14 protein-coding genes are annotated in these 20,791 nt (G+C 33.3%); 1 reads left to right on the forward strand and 13 read right to left on the reverse strand.

The annotated features are described in order from the left end of the window. Positions 1–30: 30 nt before the first annotated feature. The 4 genes from ACEN2F_RS12465 to ACEN2F_RS12480 all read right to left on the reverse strand — a co-directional run bounded on the left by ACEN2F_RS12465 (position 31) and on the right by ACEN2F_RS12480 (position 3,701). Positions 31–927: a tyrosine-type recombinase/integrase gene (locus ACEN2F_RS12465; protein ID WP_441739532.1), complete on the reverse strand. Its 897-nt coding sequence runs from the start codon at positions 925–927 to the stop codon at positions 31–33. A gap of 66 nt (positions 928–993) precedes the next feature. Then, positions 994–1,188 carry a 30S ribosomal protein S21 gene (rpsU, locus tag ACEN2F_RS12470; protein ID WP_035670421.1) on the reverse strand — a complete coding sequence of 65 codons (195 nt, stop codon included), beginning with the start codon at positions 1,186–1,188 and terminating at the stop codon, positions 994–996. Positions 1,189–1,508: 320 nt separating this feature from the next. Next, entirely contained in the window at positions 1,509–2,678 is a 1,170-nt protein-coding gene (locus ACEN2F_RS12475; RefSeq protein ID WP_441739534.1) for an acyl-CoA dehydrogenase family protein, read from the reverse strand. A gap of 126 nt (positions 2,679–2,804) precedes the next feature. After that, on the reverse strand, positions 2,805–3,701 hold the full coding sequence (locus ACEN2F_RS12480; protein ID WP_441739536.1) for a ComEA family DNA-binding protein: 897 nt from the start codon (positions 3,699–3,701) through the stop codon (positions 2,805–2,807). 255 nt (positions 3,702–3,956) lie between these two features. On the opposite strand from ACEN2F_RS12480, the gene ACEN2F_RS12485 reads away from it, so the two are divergent. After that, on the forward strand, positions 3,957–5,408 hold the full coding sequence (locus ACEN2F_RS12485) for an amino acid permease (RefSeq protein ID WP_441739538.1): 1,452 nt from the start codon (positions 3,957–3,959) through the stop codon (positions 5,406–5,408). Between the two features lie 76 nt (positions 5,409–5,484). Here ACEN2F_RS12485 and ACEN2F_RS12490 read toward each other — a convergent pair whose 3' ends face one another. From ACEN2F_RS12490 to ACEN2F_RS12530, 9 genes are all read right to left on the reverse strand, one after another. After that, on the reverse strand, positions 5,485–5,712 hold the full coding sequence (locus tag ACEN2F_RS12490) for a PspC domain-containing protein (protein ID WP_126451893.1): 228 nt from the start codon (positions 5,710–5,712) through the stop codon (positions 5,485–5,487). An 86-nt stretch (positions 5,713–5,798) separates the two neighbouring features. After that, on the reverse strand, positions 5,799–7,070 hold the full coding sequence (locus ACEN2F_RS12495; RefSeq protein WP_441739540.1) for a DUF2851 family protein: 1,272 nt from the start codon (positions 7,068–7,070) through the stop codon (positions 5,799–5,801). Between the two features lie 87 nt (positions 7,071–7,157). Then, positions 7,158–7,640 carry a 3'-5' exonuclease gene (locus ACEN2F_RS12500; RefSeq protein ID WP_441739541.1) on the reverse strand — a complete coding sequence of 161 codons (483 nt, stop codon included), beginning with the start codon at positions 7,638–7,640 and terminating at the stop codon, positions 7,158–7,160. A gap of 205 nt (positions 7,641–7,845) precedes the next feature. After that, positions 7,846–9,207: a pyridoxal-phosphate dependent enzyme gene (locus ACEN2F_RS12505; protein WP_441739543.1), complete on the reverse strand. Its 1,362-nt coding sequence runs from the start codon at positions 9,205–9,207 to the stop codon at positions 7,846–7,848. Between the two features lie 200 nt (positions 9,208–9,407). Next, the gene (locus ACEN2F_RS12510; protein ID WP_441739545.1) at positions 9,408–11,372 is read right to left on the reverse strand and encodes a putative porin; all 1,965 of its coding nucleotides are present in this window, start codon (positions 11,370–11,372) and stop codon (positions 9,408–9,410) included. Between the two features lie 122 nt (positions 11,373–11,494). After that, a complete protein-coding gene (locus tag ACEN2F_RS12515; RefSeq protein WP_441739546.1) occupies positions 11,495–12,982 on the reverse strand; it encodes a RagB/SusD family nutrient uptake outer membrane protein in 1,488 nt (495 codons plus the stop codon). Positions 12,983–13,000: 18 nt separating this feature from the next. Beyond that, positions 13,001–16,228 (reverse strand): SusC/RagA family TonB-linked outer membrane protein, encoded by a 3,228-nt coding sequence (locus tag ACEN2F_RS12520; protein ID WP_441739548.1) that lies wholly within the window; start codon positions 16,226–16,228, stop codon positions 13,001–13,003. A gap of 825 nt (positions 16,229–17,053) precedes the next feature. Further along, complete coding sequence (locus ACEN2F_RS12525) at positions 17,054–18,517, reverse strand: SusD/RagB family nutrient-binding outer membrane lipoprotein (protein WP_441739549.1); 1,464 nt, start codon at positions 18,515–18,517, stop codon at positions 17,054–17,056. 14 nt (positions 18,518–18,531) lie between these two features. Continuing rightward, positions 18,532–20,791, reverse strand: a 2,260-nt coding sequence (locus tag ACEN2F_RS12530; RefSeq protein WP_441739552.1) for a hypothetical protein, incomplete at its 5' end; no start/stop codon positions are given.

Consider the following 20,791-nt stretch of genomic DNA (forward strand, 5'->3'; position numbering starts at 1 on the left):
ATCTTTTATTTTAGTTAAACATAACACGAATTATTTGCGCCCTCGCGGATGAGCATCTTTATAAATATTCTTTATCTTAGACAAACTACTGTGCGTGTAAATTTGAGTTGAGGCCAAGCTGGAATGCCCTAATAACTCTTTGACTGAGTTCAAATCAGCGCCATTATTCAATAAATGTGTAGCGAAGGTATGGCGTACAATGTGAGGACTTTTTTTTACTTTCTCAGACACAGTACTAAAGTATGAATTTATTAACCGATACACAACAGAATTATTTATTTTTAATCCTCTTTTGGTAAGAAAAAAAAAATCAGCATCAACTATAGTAACCAACAATGCCCTTTCCTTCAGATATAGAGAAAACTGATCAGCAATTATTGGTAAAACAGGCAAGATTCGCTCTTTACTTCGCTTTCCAAGCACTTTAATAGACTTATTTAGTATGTCAACATTTGCTAACTGAAGTTGGATTAGTTCCGCTCTTCGCATCCCTGTGGTATAAAGCAAATCAATAATAAGTTTATTTCTCAGTTCTTCAAATCCAATTGCGTTTTGAACTTGATCTAAAACATTAAAAACTTCTTTTTCAGAAAAAGGAATCTGCAAAATTCTAGAAGTTTTTAATGCCTTATGCTTTAATAATGGACTAATTTGGATTTGTTTTGTCTTTAACAAAAATTTATAAAACGCTTTTAAAGAAGCTATTTTCCTATTGACAGAACTATTGGACACGCCTTCACCTACAAGCGAGACTATCCAACTTCTAATGTGATCATAACCTACTTGATCTATAATATCTTCTTCAAAGTGAATTTTATTAAAAAATTCAAAAGAAGCAATATCGTTACAATATGCTGTTAATGTATGAGGAGAATATTTTTTCTCCAATTGCAAATAATCCCGAAATGCATCTTTATTAGTAGTCATAAAAAAACCGTTAGCATCAAAGTTATAAAATTTTGATGACTAACGGTATTTTATTTAATAGATAATCTAACTCTCTAAGTTATCTCTCATATTTTGGATATAAGCTGCTTTTTGAATTTTGATTCTATTTGTAACTGAAGGTTTAATAAAAGCAGTACGCGCTCTTAATTGACGAACAGTTCCTGTTTTATCAAATTTTCTTTTGTAGCGTTTTAATGCTCTATCGATATTTTCTCCGTCTTTAATTGGTATAATTAACATAATATAGACACCCCCTTTCTTTAAGTGTGCAAAAGTAACTAAAATTTTGAATTTTCAGTTACTAAATGCTTTTTATTTTAAATGTGTTATCAAAACAAGGATTGTGATTCCCATTACGTTTTTACACGCCGTCACCTATTCACCGCAGTCGAGTCAATTACAAGGCTCTTGAGGAAGACATCCACTACTCATCTTGACATAAAAAAGGAGTCAAAACCCGATTGACTCCTTTTTTTATTGATTAAATACGTAAGATTAAATCTAGTTTATCATAATAAGCACAATATAATCACACTCAAAACAACCAAATTACAGCCGAATTATTTTACTGCTGGCTCATAATTTTTATTATCAATAATTAATTTTCCTAGAATTTCTTTGAGTATTTCTGAAGTTCCGCCACCTATTGGCCCAAGACGACTGTCTCTAAATAAACGTGCTAATGGATACTCTTCCATATATCCATACCCACCTAACATTTGCAAGCAACTGTATATGGCCTCATCTGCAACTTTGGTAGATTTTAATTTTGCCATAGTCGCTTCTTTTACAACATATTCCCCTTTATCTAAACGGCCTACCGCAGCATAATTAAACACCTTACAATGTTCAACCTCTGTTGCATGCTCAACAAGCGTGTGCCTCAAGGCCTGAAACTTACTGATTTTTTTTCCGAACGCTTCTCTTTGCGACATGTAATCAATGGTGTAATCTATAGCATATTCAGCTCTAGCATGTGCATTTATCGCCATAATTAAACGCTCCAAAGCAAAGTGCTGCATGATATAAGGAAATCCTTTTCCTTCTTCTCCCATTAAATTTGCTGCTGGAATTTCAACATTATCAAAAGCAATTTCAGCAGTATCTGATGCTCTCCAACCTAATTTATCAAGCTTTACAGCCGATATTCCTTTTAAACTAGTATCCATCAAAAAAATACTTATCCCTTTGTTACCAAGTTCAGGATTAGTTTTTGCCGCAACAATATAGTAATCTGCATAAACACCGTTTGTAATAAATGTTTTAGAACCATTAATAATATATTTGTCCCCTTTCCTCACAGCATTAGTGCGCATTCCTGCAACGTCACTACCTCCAAAAGGCTCTGAAATACAAAGTGCACCTATTTTTTTCCCTGCGATACTTGGCACTAAGTAGTCCTGCTTTATTCTTTCGTCACCCTCTGCATTCAAATGGGTCATCGCTAAATAACCATGAGCCCACATTGCAGCAGCAAAGCCTGATGACTTAATTTTTTGTAATTCTTCGAGAAAAATAACAGTATAAAACAAATCAAGATTTAGCCCACCATAAGCCTCTGGATAAGCAATTCCAAAATAACCCATATCGCCAAACTTCTCCCAAATAAAACGCTCTATCCTACCCGTTTTTTCCCATTTTTCAATATGCGGAACAACTTCTTTATGCAAAAAATCTTTTAAACTTTCTCTAAATGCTTGGTGTTCTTCAGTGAAATACATTGAATTCATATATTATTTATTTTTTTTTAAATAGTTTTAATTGAAACATATTAATACAAAAATGTTTCAGGTTTCGTTTTTGCGGTTAAAAATGTATTAAAAACATTCTTTCTGGTTGATTAAATCTTGACACTTCTAATTAAAGTCCAAATATAAGCCAATTATATTTGCTTTATCAACAGGAAATCCCTTAATTTTTGTTAAATCCTCAATATTTCTAATATTTCCGTACATACTTCGGTACGTTACTATTTGCTTGGCCAACGCATATCTGAAATAATGAAACTGCGAAAGCTCCTTTAACGAAGCGTTATTGATTTCTATTTTTTTAAATCGAGCTAATGTTGTGACTTTAAAATGAGTATTTAGATTCTCAATCACTTCAGGAGACAATCCCCAAATTTCTTTCATTTGCTCCATAGAAACAAATCCTCCTAAAGTTTCTTTCTGTCTTAATATTCGAACAGAAATAGCCTCGCCAATTCCGTATATTTTAACTAAATCCTCTTTTGTCGCCTGATTAATATCGATTAGGATTATTTTTTCTTTTTTGGCAGAAGCCTCATTTTGATAAACTGTGTATTCTTTAAATTTGGTATCCTTTTTTTTATTGTTAACCCAGTCCGGAAATTTAAAATATGGTGCCATCTCATTTAATAAGGAATCGGAAATTTTGGTCACACTTTGGAATTCTTTGGGCGAATTAACAAACCTATTTTCCTTTCTAAAAGCGAGTAAACGATCAATTTCCTGCAGCGACATTCCTAATTTATACGCTTTATAATCCGTTATGAAATTTGGATTAAAGAGGTATATGATGGGCTTTTTATTCTTAAAATCTACTTTTAGCGAATCCATTTCTGATTGAAGAGCAAGCCACTTTTGCTTTTCAGGATATTCTTTACTCGCCACACTAAGATCTAGAAAGAAATATGTAGTTTGCAAGACGACGATAATTAAAAACAAGAAAAAGATACCCGTACGCTGATCCTTGGTAAAATTAAAGTACGTTTGAATCGTTTTGAAACTCATATAATACAGATGGATTTGCCCGTTGAAATATTGCTTCTAAAAGTAGAAATAAAATTAAAACAAATCACTTTGTAAATAAAAAAAAATTTCAATAAAAATCAATACTTTCAATAAACCAGATTGAATAATTTATCTTTTATCACTACTAAAAAAGGCAAGACATTATTTTTTATTCCTTAAAACTAAATTAATATTTTTATTTTTTATAAAAAACAATACATTTGGAGCTTAATAACAAACAAAACCATATAACCCATGTCAATTTGGAAAACTAAACCACTGTCGGTATTGCTAAATGAAGCATCAGAATCCGAAAAAGGATTAAAAAGAACATTATCCTCAGGCTCTCTTGTTGCATTAGGAGTTGGGGCAATAATTGGGGCAGGATTATTTTCATTAACTGGAATTGCGGCTGCAGAGCATGCAGGACCAGCCGTTACGCTTTCCTTCATTCTGGCAGCCATTGGGTGCGCCTTTGCTGGATTGTGCTATGCAGAATTTGCTTCTATGATACCTGTTGCAGGTAGTGCCTACACATATTCCTATGCCACTATGGGAGAATTTATGGCCTGGATTATTGGCTGGGACTTAGTGCTTGAATACGCACTAGGAGCGGCTACAGTAGGAGTAAGTTGGTCTCGTTATCTCCTTGAATTATTGAGCAAATACGGAGTCCATCTTAATCCCAATTTTATTTGTTCCCCCTGGGAAACTCTAACACTAGGTGACGGTACTGTTGTAAATGGTGGTTATTTTAATCTTCCGGCGGTGCTTATTGTATCCTCCCTTTCCTTGTTATTAATACGAGGAACCAAAGAATCAGCTTCTATCAATAATGTTTTAGTAATCCTAAAAGTTATCGTGGTTATTATTTTTATAATTGTTGGCTGGCAATTTATTGACCCTGCAAATTACACCCCTTACATCCCAGAAAATACAGGGATCAAAGGTCAGTTTGGATGGTCTGGAATTGCAGCAGGGGCAGGAACTGTGTTCTTTGCTTTCATTGGTTTTGATGCAGTTTCTACCGCAGCGCAAGAAGCAAAAAATCCTCAAAAAGGAATGCCAATTGGAATATTAGGTTCTCTAGTGATCTGTACTATTTTATATGTTTTATTTGCTCATGTAATGACAGGTCTTGTACCTTATTTTAAATTTGCAAATGATGCAAAACCAGCTGCGACCGCTTTTGCTGTCACAGGATATGATTTCCTTCAAACAGGGCTGATTGTTGCTATTTTGGCGGGATATACTTCAGTGATGCTTGTGATGTTGATGGGACAAAGTCGTGTTTTTTACACTATGAGTAATGATGGTTTACTACCACCTTTTTTCAGTGAAATCCACAAAAAATTCAGAACTCCTTGGAAAACCAATCTTTTCTTCATGGTTTTCGTTAGTTTATTTGCTGGTTTAGTTCCGGTAAGTGATTTAGGACACATGGTCAGCATTGGTACTTTATTAGCTTTCGTATTGGTATGTATTGGTATTTTAGTTATGCGTAAGAAAATGCCAGATGCACCAAGAGCTTTCAAAACTCCTTTTGTACCTTATGTACCTGTTGCAGGTGTTTTGGTTTGTTTGTATTTAATGTATTCACTTCCTTATGAAAGTTGGATTCGGTTAGTAATATGGATGGCCTTGGGTGTTGTGATTTACTTTTTATACGGAAAGAAAAAAAGTAAATTAAACAATCCCGAAAAATAAATTCCTGTAAAAATTAACAAAGGGTTCTAGAATAGTTTAACTATTCTAGAACCCTTTGTTAATTTATTATTTTTTTTTACAAATCAAAAACGGAGGTTCTTTTGGCACGAATTAAATCCTTTAATCGCATCCAAAAAGCCAATGTTAAATATACAGCAAACCACAATCCTGCCGTGACAAATGATAAGTAAATAAAAAACAGTCGAACACTACTAGCACGCATTCCTAAGGTATCCGCCAAACGCGAAGAAACATGAAAACCGTGTTTCTCAAAAAAGAATTTAAGTTTAATTACTGCTGACATTTTTAGTTCGTGTATAAAATTCGTCCATCATTTCTTCAATACCAAAATTACAACATTCTATTGTAAACGGATCCAAAAAACCTATTTTAACTTTTTTTCAATAATTCGGTTCCCACAGCACATGCTAAACATTTACTTGCATTGCAATATTCTTTTTTTAGTTGCAGTAGTGACTGAGTATCAAAAGCCGTTGTTGAGACGATTCCGAAAGACTTGAACTTGTCAATAATAATATTTTTCTCTGGCGAAAGTTCAATTAACAGTTGAATTAAATCCTCAGAAATTTCTTTTCCCTGACTTTTTGAATAAGCAAACTGTAACGGAATTATAGTATTGATGACTATCAAATCAATAAAAGATTTGGACAACGATTTCCTTTTCTTAGGACTTTCTTTATCAAACTGATAATGATTCAACCAATATTCTGAGGTTGAAACCTGAAACAAATCATAACAGCTTTTTAACGAATTTAACGAACTGATTTTCGAAAATAAATTCTGCTGACTGTGGTATAAATTGGCCAACTGAGAAAGCCTAATCGTTGGAAAATTATCCGGGCGATGCTTAAAAAACTGAACTGGTTCGATACAATTTTTTTCCAATTGATACTTATGCAGTAAATAAAAGTACCTGAATTTTAAATCTTTAAAATAAGTATCTTCCTTCTCTAAATCTAACAATCCAGCTGTTCCAAAAATTAAAGCTTCCAAATTTTCTTTCTCGAAACTTTCTTTTCTAATTATAGAAAAAGGAATAGATTGAGAAATTTTAAAAAAAATATCACCATTAGTATTTAATCCAAAATTTTTTGCAATTAAGCAAAACAAGACTGCTTCCCAATCGTGATTGGTTTGTTCCAATAAATCAAATATTGATTTTGATTTTCTTTCCAAACGTTCAAAAAACAAACGTTCCTTCCAATTTTTAAATACAAAGGCATCAACATCTTTAATTTGCTTCTCACAGAAAATCCATGATTTAGGAGAAATTAAAGATTGATAATTAGATATCGTTACAGCATCAACATATTTCTTGAGCTCTAAAACAGGAATCTCTGTGTTGTTTTTTCTGAAGATTTCTGAGTCATGTTCCCAGACCACATGCAAAATCACGTTTTCGTAAGCTTCGTCTCTTTCGTGGTGATGCACATACCAATCTGAGGATTTAAGATGAATTTCTACATTTCCAGCCCATTTTTGATTCCCAATCGTTATTTGAGCATTAAAAAAGTCCGGTCCGGCCAGTTCAAGATATTGGCCTACATTGACAATTGTGATTTCCTCATTGTTAAAAGTTTTCAAATTCAAGGAATCAAATTTCTTAAATTTCCAAAGATAATGAAGGAAATCTTCTTTCATATTTTACATATTAGATTGAATACTAATGTAGTAAAAAAAAGCAACAACAACTTACATAAATTGCAATTGGACTACCAATTTTACAAATTATCGCATCAAAAATAATTTGGCGCAAGCTCGAGCATCCGACAAAGCTTCGTGATGATTTAATTGTATTTTCATTTCCCGACAACAATCACTCAATTTAGTTGGTTTTAGACCTTTAGCTTTATAAATTTTAACGGTACATTCCCATCTGGAAGAGATATTCAAATCAGCGTAATCTAGATTGTAAAGCGCCATCGATTTAGCCAAAACATTTCTGTCAAAACTTTCATTGTGGGCAACTACTACTCTATTTTGGAGTCTTTTTTTAATTTCAGGATACACTTGAGCAAATGATTTTGCATTCAAGGTATCGCGAGGATATATTCCATGCACTTGAATGGTAAAAGGAGAATACAAGTTATTAGGTGGTTTAATCAAGGTAACAAACTCGTCAACGATTATACCGTTTTCAACGGTAACAATACCAACAGAACAGGGATGATATCCTATTGCTGTTTCAAAATCTATAGCAGTAAAAGTCAATTTGATTCAGGTTAAGGGTTTTGATTTCAGATTTACAAAAATACTGTCAATTATGCAAGTTCAATGCATTTGAAAGCTTTCTTTTTATTGCATCTAGCGAACTTTTAGGTTCAAGTACTTTTACAACAGCAAACATACTTAATAAAAAAACCTGCAAGATTAAAAAACCTTGCAGGAGTATACCAAATAAATTCGTAAAGCTATCTTATTTTATCGAACCAATAATATCGTATTTAGTAATAATATGATGATTTCCATTTTCCAATTCCACTAAAACAGCTTCATTTTCTCTAGTAAATAATTTAGAAACTTCCTCAATTGAAGTTCCATGTTTTACTATTGGAAAAGGTTTACCCATTATATCTTTAATTGGTTTATCGGCTACATCTTTGTCAACTACATAACTTTGAAACAAATCACTTTCGTCAACAGAACCAACAAATCCGGTGATGTCTATTACTGGAATTTGAGAAATCTTATATTTTTGCATTCTCTCAATAGCATGCGAAACCAATTCTTCTGTACGCACCACAATTAATGGTTTATCAATATGATCTTTGATGACATCTTCAGCCTTTGTGATTTCTTGATCCAGAAAACCACGTTCACGCATCCAATCATCGTTGAACATTTTGCCTACATAACGGCTTCCTGAATCGTGAAAAAGAACCACGACCACATCCTCTGGTTTAAAATGTTCCTTAAGTTGTAGCAGACCTTTGATTGCTGCTCCAGCTGAATTGCCTACAAATATCCCTTCCTCAAGCGCTATTTTACGAGTATAAACCGCAGCATCTTTATCGGTTACTTTTGTAAAACCATCAATTAAAGCAAAGTCTACGTTCTTTGGTAATATATCTTCCCCAATTCCTTCTGTAATATAAGAATAGATCTCGTTTTCATCAAAAATCCCTGTTTCGTGGTATTTTTTAAATACAGAACCGTAAGTATCTATTCCCCAAATTTTAACATTTGGATTCTGCTCTTTCAAATATTTACCTACACCAGAAATTGTTCCTCCAGTCCCTACCCCCGCTATAAAATGAGTAATTTTACCATTAGTTTGCTCCCAAATCTCAGGCCCTGTTTGTTCGTAATGGGCAATGGCATTTGAAGGATTATCGTATTGGTTTACATACCAAGAATTAGGTGTTTCTTCAGCCAGTCTTTTAGAAACTGAGTAATACGATCTTGGATCTGTAGGTTCGACATCCGTAGGACAAACCACAACTTTAGCACCTACAGCACGAAGGATATCCATTTTTTCTTTGGACTGTTTATCTGAAATAACACAAATTAATTTGTATCCTTTTATAATAGCGACTAGTGCCAATCCCATTCCTGTATTCCCTGAAGTACCTTCAATTATGGTTCCGCGTGGCTTTAGTCGTCCATCAGCCTCCGCATCTTCAATCATTTTTACGGCCATTCTATCTTTTACAGAATTTCCAGGATTGAATGTTTCAACTTTGGCTAATACCAAAGCCTCTATTTCAGCAGTTATTTTATTGAGTTTTACTAATGGTGTGTTGCCTATTGTGCCTAATATATTTTCTGCGTAGCGCATTTTTGTGTGAATTTAAGATTGTAATATGTTGTAAATACAAATGCAAAGATAGCATTTTGTTATAAAATATTCTTGTTTACGGAATTTTGCGTTCGTGATAACAGCGACATCCTTTCGTTGCTTGCTCTAAGTAGGCGGCAGCTATAGCGAATAGAACGATAAAAAGCCAAAGAAAAACGAATTAAAAGATTAACGAACGATTAATTGAAGAAGTTCCAAATCAATCCGAAACGAATCGTGAAATCACGCGAGGGATTATTGGGTGAAGCATAAAAATCATTACCGCTAAGTGCCGAATTGAAATGTTCTACTTTAAAATAGATCCTTGTTCTTTGAATTTTTGCATTAATAAAAAAATCAAGATTAGGATGATTTCCAATTTGTTTTTCATTTTGTACAAAAAACTCTCCTATTACTGGATTATATTCACTGGCATAGTAACTAGAAAAGTAATTTAGCGAGATTCCTGTTTCCAAAAACAAGGCTTTTTTGAATAAGTAATCCGAATAGTAAATCGTATTTCGCGTTACAATTTCAGGAACGTTCAAGATCGGATTCTGTTGTTCTGTTTTTTGATATAAGAAGGTATTATCCAGAGCAAATTTACCGAATTTTAATTCGCGGCTTATTTTGATTGATAAATAATTTATTGTTCCGGCGTATTGTCCCGGTGCAACAATCTGTGCTTTACCTTCCTTTTGTTGGGCCGTTGATGCATCAGTAAAATACAAATGATCATTTAAAACAGAAAGTTGCAACTCTGCATCAATCCAAGGAGAAACAGCGCTTGCTTTTATTGTATTAATTTTTTCGTTTTTGAAATCATTGGACCAATTGTATTGCACATAGCTACTCTGGTGTAGATTGTAATTATTATTGGGAAGTTTGTTTATATTTAGATATTGAAATGCGAATTGAATCTCATCATTGAAGTCATACTTAATCTTGGCATCTAAATTTGACAGCGACTGATTAGTGATTGATCTAGAATAAGAAAACCTACCATTCCATTTATTTTTTCGGTATTCATATTGCCCCCCAGCGCTATTAATATTCTGACTCAGCGAACTCGGAACCGTTCCGGCATCAAAAATTAAAATCTGATTGTAGTAATAATTAGATCTAAAATCATCGACAAAAAACTGAAATTTACCCAAAGTTATATTTTCATAAACCAAACCAATTTTATTGTACATTTTGTTAAAACGAGTTTGATCATTGATTCCACTGTTTTTGTAGGAATCACCAAAACGGTCAACTGTTTCGCCATTTACTGTAGACGGCACTGCAGACTGATTGTATTCGAAGAACTTATTTTCATAATTAAAACGATGCGTCAAATACAAATTATTGTCATCATTATTGGTATTAATTCTGAAATTATGATCCAGAAAAATTCTTTTCCCTTTCAGAAATGATTTGGCATCATTGAGATATACTTCGAACCTTTGCCTGTTATCGTAGTTTGGGTCGCCACTTTCAAAATCACCAATGGTCGTAATTCCTCCATTTTCTTCATTTAAAATATCTTGATAAGTGTAATGGGCATTTGCGAAATATCGTTTATTCTTTGTATTATAACTAGTTGTAAATCGGAAATTTCCTGTACTTGAAAGTTGATTAATGTACTCCCCTTCGGAGCGTAAACCTCTGTAAGCCATTGAGAAATTTAAGTTTTTTGAAGTATTTAATGTGATAAATGCATCGACAGATTGCCCTTTTTTAATAGTGGTTTTAAAATACAATTCGGTTACAGGAGTAGCAACAGAGCTGTAACGGATTTGGTTTGCTTCTAAAAAATTAAAATGTTTTGCTTTAAAGCCAAATTCAGGCAGAGGTGAAATTTCGTTTAAACTATATTGTAGCGTATTATAGGTTTGACCATCATTTGGAAAAGGCAAAAGTCCAAAGATGTCTTTTCGCAGATAATTGTGGCTGTATTCTTTTTGAATATTAAGAGAGGTATCAATGTAAGTCGTATCGCGCTCTAAAGTGATAAACTGGTAGAGGTCTATGGTAGCGGTTTTTTGAGCTTTTTCAGATTGTAAAGAATCTGTTTCTTTTCCTTTCTCCGACGAATTAAAATTTAATCCTTTATTAAGCTTAATTTGAGAAAACAGTATTAAGGGGAAAATGAATAAATATACTAAAAGAAGAATTCTCATTTTGATGAATGTATAATTAAGTTACTGTCTAACTACGAATAATTAGGTCAAAGATAAATGAAAAACCTTTTAAAAATAAAAAACCCGCTTTAAAAGCGGGCTTCAACAAAATATTTTATTATTTAATCGATAAAGGGGTTGTTTAATATTTCCGCTTGCGGAATATCAAACGTCAATTTATCATCATTATATTGAAAACTTTCTCCTGCAAAGTACAAGTGATTAGATCCTCTAGTAATTGTAGCTTTATTTCTCTTCATTGCTAAATAACTTTTACCTTCACCCCAAAATTCTATTCTAGTTTGCAGGTAAATTTCTTGTTGTAATGTTGTTCCTGACATTCCGTCCAAGTAAACTCCATCTACATTTCTTATTGCTAATAATGTTTTCAACGTAGTTCTAGCGTCAGAGTCGTTTCCTAGTTTTGCTTGCGCCTCTGCATTCAACAAATACATTTCTTCAATTCTCATGTAAAGATAATCTGTAGTCACAGTTCTTTGGCCACCTATAACTCTATTTGGATCAAAAAATTTAAATGAAGGTCTACCAGTTGAAGTAAATTGTTCTTTTCTAATATCTGTAGATCTAATTTGATCTTGTAGCTTTTTATCTATTGTTTTAGGATCACCTGCCCAAGCATAACTATAAGTGTAACGATCTACTTGTCCCCACCATGAAACTAAATCTAAATCGTTAGCAACAGTCAAATCTACACCCCACATCCAACTAGGAGTAGCTACGTTATTGAATCCTGCATCAGTATTGATGAGTTTACCATTAGAATCTACTTTACCAACTAATTGAGAAGCCGTTGTTAATGAAAATTCATTTTTAGCTATAATCTTATTAGTTATCTCTAAAACTTTTTGATAGTTTCCTTGCGCTCCGTATGCATAAGCTAACAATCCTTGTGCAACAGATTGATTGATACTACTTTTATTTTCTCTATTAAAAGTTGCTAATAAGGTTTCAGAGTCTGTCAAATCCTTAATGATCAAGGCATAGACATCCGCAGCTGAACTTTTAGGCTGATTAGGTACCTGAGTATCAGTATATATAGGTAAAATCATTTCATCAGAAACATATTCTTTTTGATATAATTGTGCTAAATAAAAGTAAGCATAAGCACGTAATGCTTTAGCTTGTCCCATTATATGCTTAGCTTCAGTATTTTCGGGAGTAAAATCGTTACCACCAAAAGCTTCAATGATTTGATTACTTGAAAGAATAATTCTATAGTAATATCTCCATGGTTTATAATTATTTAAATCTGTAAAATTCACCGTTGTTTGATAATTTACGATTCTTGTATACCATCCATAGTTTAGACCTGCTAAAACCATGTCAGAACTGATCATATCTGTATATATATCATATCCTTTTTGCCCAAAATCATCATGGTCCAAATTAGTACCCCCCGATCCTGCGGTATACATAGTCGTATATATCCCTGACAGCAAACTATTCAATGCTTCAGGTTTCAAATCAACAATATCTGCTATTTGATCTGAAGAAACTACTTCTGTCGGCTCAGCAACAAGGTAGTCTTCGCTACAAGCCGTAAAGACTAATGCAGCAGCGAATATTACAATTAATTTTATATTTTTCATTTTTATTTGTTTTTAAAATTAAAATTTAGCTTTGACACCAATCGAGATTGTCGACATTGGAGAATATCTATAAGTATTTGAAGCTCCTGATAAAGATGCGGCAGGATTAAACCCTTCTCTTTTTGAAAATAAAAGCAAGTTATCTCCAGAAACATATACATCTAAACCGTACATGTTTACAGATTTTAAAAAGTTTTGCGGCATAGAGAATCCTACTCTGACGTTATTAAGCGATAAGTAATCTGCCTTAGTAACAAATCTTGAAGAAGTCCCGTTAGCAGAAAGATCACTATTATTTGACAAACGTGGCACATTAGTGATGTCACCTGGTTGTTGCCATCTATTTTTAATATCCTCACTCCAGTTATTTGACCCAATTAAACCACTATGCATCAAACTTGCATAAGCACCATCATAAGAATAACCACCCAAGCTATATAGAAATTGTGTACTTAAACTGAATGCCTTGTATTTAGTACTTAACGTAAAAGCACCTCTTACAACAGGTATTGCTGATTTACCAATATATTTAATAGCGGCATTAGTGTAGGTATTTGTTTTAGTCTCAACAATACCACCAACGTTTTGAGGATTTTGAGATTCATACTCATACAATGACTTAATAAATTCTTCACCAGTATCCTGAACACCATTTGCATTGGCATCAAAGTAGTAAGCATTCCATTGAGGAGCTCCCGTTAGTGCGTCAACCCCTGCATCTTCTCTGATGTAGAAATCATATAAAGAACGTCCTTTTGACCTACCATAAAGTCCATTAATATCAATTAATTTTTCTTCTCCTGTGGCAGGATCAATTGGTAATTTCAATAATTCATTTTTAGGTACTTCACCATTAACAGTAAGATCAATAAAATAATCATCCCCTTTTAGAAGGTGTGCAGTTACATCAAATTCAATACCACTATTTAGCAACTCACCATCATTTACTTTTAAAAGTGCATACCCCAATGATGGACCAACTCTTCTATCAAATATAAGATCTTTTGTGCGTTTTGAATAGTAATCAACTGCTACATCAAGGTATTTCCCTAAAGCAAATTCAACACCTGTTTGAAATTGGTTTGCTTTTTCCCATGTTAGATCAGGATTTCCTTTAGTAAAATCGCCAAGTGAAGCCTCATCATTTAGATTATTAATCGAATAAGTATCTAAACCGGGATAATAGGCTAAGTTACCATTTGCATCCTGAACACCTTGTTCTCCAGTAATACCATAACTGGCTTTAAATTTTAAGAAGCTAAAAACATTTTGATTATCCATGAACGACTCATTAGATACAATCCACGATGCCCCTATTGAACCAAAAGTCCCCCATTTGTTGTTAATAAATTTAGAGCTTCCGTCTCTTCTTATAGTTCCTGATAAAAAATATGTATTTTTATAATCATAATTAACTTGACCAAAATAACTTTCTAGAGAACTCATATCTTTGTAGGAATTAGAACTTTGCTGAACTATAGCGTTGTTTAATTCAAGTCCATTCGGATCAAATAGATTAGTTCTATATGCACTTAAATACGAATTAGAAAGTTGATTATTTTCATGAGCTACTAAAGCTTCAAATGAATGGTCTCCAAAACTAGTTTTATATCGTAATAAATTTAAAACATTATAGTTCAAAAACTCTGTTTTTGTTTTGAAAATAGAACCATTCTGTGAAGCAGAACCCCCGTAAAAAGCATCTCCTTTATTGTCCCTAGATGAATTATAATATTGAGCTCCAACACGATTTTCCAAAGTTAGTCCTTTAGTAAACTTCACGTCAAACGAAACATTCATATTCAACTCATGTCTACCAGTTCTATCAATCTCCCTCGTAGCATCCGAAATTGCATTGGTCAAACCACCAAAACGTCTTCCGTTCTCACCATAGTCATATTTATTTCCTCCATAAATCGGATCTTGAACAATACTTCCATCAGTATTTCTTTCAAAAAGAGGATAAATGGATGGCATGTTATCAGCAAACCAAAAAACACTTCCTGAATCCGAAGACTGACCATTGTTATTAGATTTAGAATAAGAGTATCCAAAGTTTACACCTCCTTTTAACCAAGGTTTAACTTCATGATTAATATTTATACGTGTTGATAAGCGTTCGAAATCAGAGTTAATTGAATATCCTTGATCTTTTAAATAACCGAATGATGTAAAGTAATTTGTTTTACCGTCACCTCCCCCTAATGTTAAATTGGTTTCAGATCTAATTGAAGCCTGAAAAGCATAGTCTTCCCATCTTTCAGGAGTATACTTTTTAGTAACACCTGCTCTAACTTGACGAGTAACTGGATCAATTAATTCATCCCCATTAGAGACATTCCACGAATTGTACTGACTTCCTCCTAACCCTCTTGCTAAAAATAAATTTGTGTTGGCATATGCAATTGGATCTGATGCATTTGTTATAACACCTTGATTATACAGAGATTCCCAACCTAAAGCGATATACTCATCTGCAGATCTTACAGTTTTATATCTTGGTAAAAGTGCGACATTGTTACCTAATTTAGTTTCAATTTGAATGTATGAACCACCAGCTTTACCGGTTTTTGTTGTAATAAGAATTACACCATTAGCACCCCTAGAACCATAAATAGATGTTGCAGAAGCATCCTTCAATACTGTTGTAGACTCGACATCCGAAAAATTTATTGAACTTAAATTCCCAACATAAGGAACACCATCAACAACGTATAATGGATCCGAATTAGCATTAACAGAACCGATACCACGTATTTTAATAGTTGCGTTTGAGCCTGGTTGTCCTGAAGTATTTATTACTCTAACACCCGCAACTTCACCAGCTAATGCTTGAGTAATATTTGTCACATTTTTACGTTCTAATACTTCTGCCTTAATCTGTTTGAATGTTCCTGTAAAAGCTTTGTTAGTCGTTGAACTATATCCCACAACAACAACTTCATTTAAAAATACCCCGGTATCCATTTTCACATTAACTGTTGTTGAATTACCAACCTCAGCCGTTGTTTCTTTCATTCCAATAAAAGAAAAAACTAAAATGCTTCCCGTTTTTGCTTGTATTGAAAACTTCCCGTCAAAATCAGTTTGAACACCTGTTTTTGTTCCTTTGACTACTACGTTAACGCCTGGCAATGGCCCTGAATTATCAGAAACTACACCTGTAACAGTTTTTTCTTGTGCAAACACAAATTGCATGGACAAAGCCAATAGCAACGAAAAAATCCATTTGAATTTTGATCTCATATTAAGTTTATTTTGAATTAGTTATTTCACAAACTTCTTAATAATTTCTTAAAGAAAATAATTTTTAGTTAACTTTAACACATTATATTTTAAATACTATTGCTTTTAAAAAAATGTATATCCAAATAAAATTTAGCTATTATAACACTACAAACTGCGGATATTAACTTAAGAATCCTATTTTTATCAAAATTAATTTAATATTAATCCCTTTCTTTTTAACATCACATTTAGAAACTTAAGCGGATGAAGCCAGAAATAATTATACGACTTGAGAGTCCTTTAATTACAAAAAGAAAATGTTTCGTAAAATTACCTCCGTACAGTATTTAAAGCGTCTGTAGATTTTATACCAAAAGTAAATGTAAAAAAAAACAGTTGTAAGAAATAGATCCTACAACTGTTTTAAAAATTAATTCGATATCAAGTATTATCTTATAAAACTCTACTTTTAAGTTTACCAACCCGGATTTTGCTCTGCTATCAATGTTGGGTTATTATTAGTTTCCTGAAGTACAGATTTTCTTGTAAATATTAAACTCTTTAAAGCACAGATACAAAACTGATATATATATATATATATATATATATATATATATATTAAATCGTTGGCCTTTTAGATCACAATAGGGAAATCAACTCTCATAATTATTTATATCGAAAAGCGATATAAAATTATCAAAACATAGTATCTCGATATCAATAAATCAGATGTATTTTGTAGTATTGGTCATAAAATATTTTATGAAAACATCAAAAAAAAAAATAATTAAGCAAAAAAAAACCTTCTCATGAAAGAGAAGGTTTAATCATACTTAATAAATTTTATTGACGTGTATCCCAAAAAACTTTCTCATTCATACCTGCTTTTTGCTGAACATTTTCAGGATTTAAATCAAGCTCAGATTGAGGATAAAAAAGTGATCTTGGAAAATATGGCACAACTGCATTTGAAGGTAAAGTCAAAACAGGATATCCTGTTCTACGAAAATCTGACCATGGTTCTAACGTTACACCATAATTAGCGATAAATTTTTCGTTTATTATTTGCTCAAGTTTTTGAGCATCAGTTCCTGTCAATGTACCATTTGTTGCTAAATAAGTAGTAATGTCCGCTACTGCAACACCAGCACTTAGCATTGAAGCCCGTATACCTTCTTGAAAAAATGTTTGAGCACTACCGGGAGAACTAAACCTTAGCGATGCCTCAGCTCTAATAAAGTTATATTCAGCAAAGGTCAACATTCTAATAGGCGCCGATCCAGTATACACTGAACCAGTAAGTGATCCTCTTAGATAAGTGTGGAATTTAGAATAGTTACCTGGTCCTGCCGGAGCTCCGGAAACAGCACCAACATACAAACCAGAACCTGCAGGCAATTGAGTAAAATAAAATTGTCTTCTTGGGTCTGTTTTAGAATTCATCATATTAACCAATTTTGCATTAACCACTAAATTACCAAGTCTATTAGTTTCAAATTGGTCAATTGGGTTTCTCGCATTAGCAGCATCAACAAAATTCATCTGAAAGCTATCTGAGTTACTGGCCATTATAAGAGCTCCTGAATTAATCAATGCATCAATATTAGATTTAGCAAAACTTGGATTTTTTTCGCTGTAATGTAAAAATATTCTTAGTTTTAATGTGTTAGCAAATCGTATCCAGTTGTTTTTTGTAGTTGAAAATGCTCCTGGATAAATTGTACTATTAGTACCTGGCGAAATTGCCGAAGTTGACGCATTTACCTCAGCAATACCTTCATCTAATAGAGTAATTAAATCCGCATAAATACTTTCATCCGAATCATACTTAGGCTTGACATTTGCAGCTAACTTTTGAGTATCTGAATAAGGAATACTACCCCAAGTATCTACAGCAATTTGATAAGTATATGCCTTTAAAATTTTGGCAACACCTGAATAATGCGGACTATTGGAAGCCGTTGCGCCAACTATTATATTCTCTGCGTCATTTAAGATGGTAGCATAAACACTAGACCATACATTGTTTAAATCCGAACCAACAATCTGAAACTGTTCGAAAAATTGAGTCTGAGTAGTTGCACCAACAGTTTGTCCTGAATACTGTTGCATTATCAAAGAAGAATAACGATTTAAATCGCTACCAGCTAAAAAACCAACATTAACGGTCAATGAAGTTAACTGCTGATTAATTGGAGCAGCTACTACACTGCTTGGATCCTCATTGATATCACCAAATTCACAGCCAGTCACTACGAGAGCAACTAAGAATAGAACAGCTACTATTTTATTTTTTATGTTTTTCATATTTAAAATTATTATTAAAGTACTACTTTAAGATTAAATCCAATTGTTCTTGTGTTTGGTAAAGAGTTAAACTCTAAACCTTGTGCATTACTAACCCCTAAAGCATTTTGTTCTGGATCAAAATGCGGATAATTAGGTGCGTGCAAGAATAAATTTCTTCCAAATACTCCAACCTCAAATTGTTTAATTCCGGTATTCGCTAATAAACTAGAGCCTAATTTATATGAAAAAGACATCTCTCTAACTCTAAACCAAGAGGTATCATATATAAATCCTTCAGCAGCAATATACTTCCCACTATTACCATAATAAGACTGAGCATTTACCTGTATGGTGTTCGGCTGACCTGCATTTGCACCTGAAGCATAAACTCCTTCATAAAGATATGGTGTGTTAGCAGTAACATTATCAGCTGCAAACCTAGGGAATTCAGCTGTCTCTGCAGCTACACCATTCCTTTGTACATCAGCTATATTTCTTGAATATTGATCTCCTCCTTCACGAATGTCTAACAAAACGTATAAACTAAAGTTTTTGTAAGTAAAAGTGTTAGTAATACCCATTGTAAAATCAGGGTTTGGATTTCCAATTTTCTCTACGCTTGTAGTTTGCAATGGCAAACCGGTTGTAGGGCTAATTAGCATTTGCCCATCAGCATTACGTTGATATTTAGAACCATAAAGCTGACCATATTCATCTCCTGCAACTAAACGAATATTAGGAGTTACAAAACCACCTAAAAATATGTTAGTTACACCCGGCGCTAATTCATCAACCGTAGATACATACTGAGTATAATTTGCTCCTAAATCCCAAGAAAAATTTTGAGTTCTGATTGGTGTTCCAGATAATGCAATTTCAAGCCCTTTTGTAGAAAGCTTTCCTGCATTTTTCAAAACATTTGTAACTCCTGATCCAGCTGATACAGGCACACTTAAAATTACATTACGAGTATTACGTTCGTAATAAGTAGCATCAATATTTAATCGATTATTAAAAAATGCCATTTCAGTTCCAAAAGCAATCTCTTTAGTAAACTCTGGTGTAAGATCGGCATTACCCGCTGTATTAGAAAGAGAAAAACCAGCATTTCCATTGTAAGGGAAAATAATTTGTGGGCCAAAACCATCAGCTGCAGTAGCTTGAGCGAAGTAAGTATTTGTTGCATAAGCAGGAGCACCTTTTCCTACTTCACCTGCACTTGCTCTAAACTTTATTAAATTGATTTTATCGCCAAACTTAATTGCAGGAAATGCCTCAGTCAACACAAAACTTCCTGAAACTGCCGAATAGAAAATAGAATTGTTCTCTGGAGATAAGGTAGAGGACCAGTCATTTCTAGCCTTAACGTTTACGGACAAGAAATTTTTATATTCTATAACAGCATCTGCAAAAACTCCAAACAATTTTGTATTCACAATAGAGGAAGCAGGCGCATACGTCACAGCATTAGATAAATTGGCAAATCCAGGAATCACTAAATTTAGACCTGTAACCTGAGAAGCGAAGCTATAGTTATTATTAAACTCATTTCCAACTGACCCAGATAAAGTGAAATCATTAAACTTTTTACTAGCGTTCAATGTAAAATATTGGTTCAAGTTATGAACGTTTGTAGCACCCTCAATTAAACCTCCAATATTAGTTGAACCTTGCACAGAACCAGCGCCTCTGTTTCCAATCTCGTCAAAACCAACACTATTCAAATTATAGAAATCTGTACCGATTTTAAAGTCAGCATTCAACCATGAAGCGAAATCGTATTTAGCATTAAAATTAGCCAAAATTCTATTTACTTTATCATTATACAGATTATTTTTAATAGTCCAATAAGGGTTATCCTCACCACCAGCATACAACTGCTGACCTTGTGCATTTTCAAATGGCAAACCACTTAAATTATAAGATCTTGGAGTAAAATATCCTCTAAACAATGGGTTAGACAAGTTGTTTCCCTGTAAGGTTCTTTGTGAAGATGTATTAGTGTAGGTAATGCTAGCTCCTACGTTTAACTTATCAGACATTTGAGTGTTTCCTGAAAAAGTTAAATTAGTTCGAGATAAATTGTTGTTGTCAATAACATATGTTTCCTTTGTATTTCCAATCGCAAGTCTAAAACTAGACTTTTCAGAACCTCCAGCAAAACTTAAGTTATTTTGAGCGTTGTAAGAAGTTTTAAAAAAATCTTTAACATTATTCTTGTAAGCTTGCAATACTTCAGGTTGACCATATGAGTTTGTAATTGCTTGACCCATAATCTTAGGGCCCCATGAA

The sequence above is a fragment of the Flavobacterium sp. W20_MBD1_R3 genome (assembly GCF_052119725.1).
Classification (GTDB): domain Bacteria; phylum Bacteroidota; class Bacteroidia; order Flavobacteriales; family Flavobacteriaceae; genus Flavobacterium.

Excerpts from the sequence above, each read along its gene's own strand:
- ACEN2F_RS12490 (WP_126451893.1), bottom strand. The coding sequence starts at position 5,712 with ATGTCAGCAGTAATTAAACTTAAATTCTTTTTTGAGAAACACGGTTTT.
- ACEN2F_RS12480 (WP_441739536.1), bottom strand. The coding sequence starts at position 3,701 with ATGAGTTTCAAAACGATTCAAACGTACTTTAATTTTACCAAGGATCAG.
- ACEN2F_RS12495 (WP_441739540.1), bottom strand. The coding sequence starts at position 7,070 with ATGAAAGAAGATTTCCTTCATTATCTTTGGAAATTTAAGAAATTTGAT.
- ACEN2F_RS12485 (WP_441739538.1), top strand. The coding sequence starts at position 3,957 with ATGTCAATTTGGAAAACTAAACCACTGTCGGTATTGCTAAATGAAGCA.
- ACEN2F_RS12475 (WP_441739534.1), bottom strand. The coding sequence starts at position 2,678 with ATGAATTCAATGTATTTCACTGAAGAACACCAAGCATTTAGAGAAAGT.
- ACEN2F_RS12505 (WP_441739543.1), bottom strand. The coding sequence starts at position 9,207 with ATGCGCTACGCAGAAAATATATTAGGCACAATAGGCAACACACCATTA.
- ACEN2F_RS12465 (WP_441739532.1), bottom strand. The coding sequence starts at position 927 with ATGACTACTAATAAAGATGCATTTCGGGATTATTTGCAATTGGAGAAA.
- ACEN2F_RS12515 (WP_441739546.1), bottom strand. The coding sequence starts at position 12,982 with ATGAAAAATATAAAATTAATTGTAATATTCGCTGCTGCATTAGTCTTT.
- ACEN2F_RS12510 (WP_441739545.1), bottom strand. The coding sequence starts at position 11,372 with ATGAGAATTCTTCTTTTAGTATATTTATTCATTTTCCCCTTAATACTG.
- ACEN2F_RS12520 (WP_441739548.1), bottom strand. The coding sequence starts at position 16,228 with ATGAGATCAAAATTCAAATGGATTTTTTCGTTGCTATTGGCTTTGTCC.
- rpsU (WP_035670421.1), bottom strand. The coding sequence starts at position 1,188 with ATGTTAATTATACCAATTAAAGACGGAGAAAATATCGATAGAGCATTA.
- ACEN2F_RS12525 (WP_441739549.1), bottom strand. The coding sequence starts at position 18,517 with ATGAAAAACATAAAAAATAAAATAGTAGCTGTTCTATTCTTAGTTGCT.